Here is a 3,038-nt window from a genome sequence, read left to right as displayed (position 1 = left end):
CACGTCGAGCAGTGCGATCGGGTCCTGGTCGACGCCGGCCTGGATGAACTTCTCGACCGCGGCCTCCGGTGAGCCGGCACCGCCACGCGGCCAGACGAATTGCCAGACGACGAACGCACCGAGCAGCACGGCCAGCACCGTGCCGACCACGATGAGCAGGAGTCCCGCCGACGGCTTCCTGCCGGCCGGTCCCGACGGGTCGGACGGGTCGGACGGCTGCCCGGGTCCGTCCGCCTGTCCGGGCTCGGCGAAGCCGAAGGGCGCCAGGCCGGGCGGCGGCGCGGAAGCGGGTGGCACGGCGGGCGGCATGGCGGGCGGCGGTGCCGGCTGGAACGCCGGTGGCTGCGAGGGGTACGCCGGCGCGGGCGGGCCCGTCGGGGCGGCGTCCTCGTGGCGGGTGCCGCAGGAGCTGCAGAATGCCTCGCTGTCGCCGCGTTCGGCGCCACAGGACGTGCAGAAGGCCATCGTCGATCCCCCGTCTCGCTCGCACACCGACCCCACGATCGGTCTCGTCGGGCATCGTAGTGACGTTAGTGGGGCCTCGTGGCGTTACGCCGCCAGATGATCTCGGCCGTCAGCGATCCGGCCACGAGCGCCGTGGCGGCGACGGCCAGCCAGCCGCCGGAGCCGACCCGATCGAGCCCGCCGACGACCTTGGCCACGAGGAGCAGCACGAGGACGGCGCCGAGACCACCGATGACGGCACGGGCGACCGACGCCGTCCGGCCACCCACGCCGGACAGGACCACCACGACCAGCCCGAGCAGGGCGGGCGCCAGCAGCAGCGGGGCGGCAGCCGGCGGGACGATCCCGTCGAGGATGCCGCGGCGCACGAAACGGGCCGCATCCATCAGGCTCGACCGGGAGAGCACCCCGTCGGTGCGCCACGGCAAGAACACCGCGGTCACCCAGCTCAGGCCGCCGAGCAGCCAGCCGATACCGATCGGAAGGGGCGGTCGCGGCCACCGGGCGCCGACTGCTCCCCCACGCATGTCCCGGACCCTAGACGACCCGCGGGGACCGCCACTGAATTACAGCTCTGTAGTTCAGGGCGAAGCCTGTTACTGGTGTGACTTGTGTGGTTATCGTGACGTGGTTCGAACGCCGTCGGACGACGGCTCGACCCCTACTTCCCCTGGAGTGACCGCCATGCCTGCCCGCTTCGCCGCCAGCTCGGTACGACGCCCGGCGGGCCCGGCGCGCCCCCGCTCCCGGAGCCTGCGACTCGGCCTGTGCGCGTTGGCCGCCGCGGTCGCCGCCAGTCTCGCGAACCCGCTCGCCGGCGACGTACCGTCCGGCACCGAGGCCGCCGGCACCGTCGTCCTGAGCGCCGCCCGACCCAATCCGGTGACACCGGGCAACTTCACCGGCTACGGCTTCGACCAGTGCGAGACCCAGTCCCAGGCACGAATGGACGCCTGGCTGGAGCACTCCCCCTTCCTCGCTGTCGGGGTCTACATCTCCGGCGCGTCCCGCTTCTGCCGCACGCAGCGGCTGCTCACGCCGACCTGGGTCCGCACCCAGCTCGCCAAGGGTTGGCGGATCCTGCCGATCACGCTCGGCCCGCAGTCGACCTGCGTCGGCCGCTTCCCTCGCTACGGCGCGAAGATCGACCCGACCATCAGCAACCGCAGCGTCGACGGCTACATCTCGGCGCGCCGGCAGGGCCGCCGCGAGGCCGTCGACGCCGTCGGCGCCGCCCAGGCGCTCGGGATCGTGCCCGGCAGCACGCTCTGGTACGACCTCGAGGGCTGGTCGAACCACAAGAACGCCACCTGCCGCGAGTCCTCCCTGTCCTTCCTCAGCGGCTGGACCGAGAAGGTCCGCGACCTCGGCTACGTCTCGGGCGTCTACTCGAGCGCGGGCTCCGGGATGAAGATCCTCGACGACGCCCGCGCCCAGCGCCGCAAGGACGTCGTCCTGCCCGACCAGATCTGGATCGCGCGGTGGGACCTCAAGGCCAACACCTCGACGAGCTACCTGCGCGCCGACGGCTGGCTGCCGGGCGGCCGGATGAAGCAGTACCAGGGCGGCCACGACGAGACGTGGGGCGGCGTCCGGATCAACATCGACCGCAACTACCTCGACCTCGGTGACTCGACGCCCGCTCCCGAGAAGCAGTGCGGCGGCATCAAGGTCGACCTCCGCACCTATCCGCGGATCGTGGCCTCGACCCGCGACACCAGGCCCCAGGCCGTGCAGGCCCTGCAGTGCCTGCTCAGCCGCAAGGGCCTGCTGCCCCTCAGCGCGATCACCGGCACCTATGACGCCCGGACCCGGACCGCGGTGGCGGCGTGGCAGACCAAGCGTGGCTTCCCCGTCGGCCCGACGTGGAACACGCGTTACTGGATGAGCCTGCTGTCCGGCGGCAACACCCCGGTCCTCAAGATCGGCTCCCGCGGCGCCTACGTGCGCCGGGTGCAGCGCACCCTCCAGGCCGCCACGCCGAGCGTGCGGATCACCGTCGACGGCATCTACGACGCCGAGACCGCGCGGCAGGTCAAGGCCTACCGCCAGAAGGTCGGCATGTCGCCCGCCGGGATCACCTCCACGGCGACGTGGGCCCGCCTGCAGGCCGGACGCTACTGACGCCTCTGGCTACCAGCCCGACGGCGCGGTCGGCGGGGTCGGCGGGGTCGGCGGCTGCTGGCCGTACGACGGCGGCTGCGCCGGGTAGCCGGGCTGACCCGGGTGACCGGGGTGACCGGGGTGACCGGGGTGACCGGGGTGACCCGGCTGACCAGCCTGCTGCAGCGCCGGCAGCAGCGGGCCGCGCTCCCGCCGGACGTCGGCGGGCGCGAGCAACGCGACGAGCACGAGGGCCGGGGCGACGTACATCAGGAACACGGTGGTGAGGTCGGTGCTGACGAAGAGGACGAAGAAGTCGTCCTCGACGCTCGCGCCGTGCAGCAGCCCGGTCGTCACCATGCCCAGGATGAGCCACACACCGGCGAGGCCGATCGGCAGGACCGGCGGGAAGTCGTCGCGCGGCACGATCGCGGAGATCGCGACGCCGATGGCCCCACCCAGGCCGATCA

At 72.8% G+C, this 3,038-nt stretch carries 3 protein-coding genes and 1 pseudogene; 1 reads left to right on the top strand and 3 read right to left on the bottom strand.

Annotation, left to right across the window (positions count from 1 at the left end; all coding sequences use genetic code 11):
• Together E9934_RS19255 and E9934_RS19780 are read right to left on the bottom strand one after the other, a co-directional pair.
• The coding region (locus E9934_RS19255; RefSeq protein ID WP_136564525.1) for a zinc-ribbon domain-containing protein at positions 1-465 on the bottom strand (465 nt) is incomplete at its 3' end.
• Between the two features lie 65 nt (positions 466-530).
• Complete coding sequence (locus E9934_RS19780) at positions 531-992, bottom strand: hypothetical protein (protein WP_158295078.1); 462 nt, start codon at positions 990-992, stop codon at positions 531-533.
• Positions 993-1,149: 157 nt separating this feature from the next.
• On the opposite strand from E9934_RS19780, the gene E9934_RS19250 reads away from it, so the two are divergent.
• Positions 1,150-2,589, top strand: a complete 1,440-nt coding sequence (locus E9934_RS19250) for a glycoside hydrolase domain-containing protein (RefSeq protein WP_158295077.1) — start codon at positions 1,150-1,152, stop codon at positions 2,587-2,589.
• 9 nt (positions 2,590-2,598) lie between these two features.
• Here the strand turns inward: E9934_RS19250 and E9934_RS19245 are convergent.
• Positions 2,599-3,038 (bottom strand): annotated as a pseudogene (locus tag E9934_RS19245) (hypothetical protein); the annotation flags it as partial.

It is taken from the genome of Nocardioides caeni (genome assembly GCF_004912195.1).
GTDB classification, from domain to species: Bacteria; Actinomycetota; Actinomycetes; order Propionibacteriales; family Nocardioidaceae; genus Nocardioides; species Nocardioides caeni.
This window is presented reverse-complemented; position numbering and strand designations above follow the sequence as displayed.

Bases quoted from the DNA above. Each gene is read 5' to 3' on its own strand.
- E9934_RS19780 (WP_158295078.1), bottom strand. From the start codon at position 992: ATGCGTGGGGGAGCAGTCGGCGCCCGGTGGCCGCGACCGCCCCTTCCG.
- E9934_RS19250 (WP_158295077.1), top strand. From the start codon at position 1,150: ATGCCTGCCCGCTTCGCCGCCAGCTCGGTACGACGCCCGGCGGGCCCG.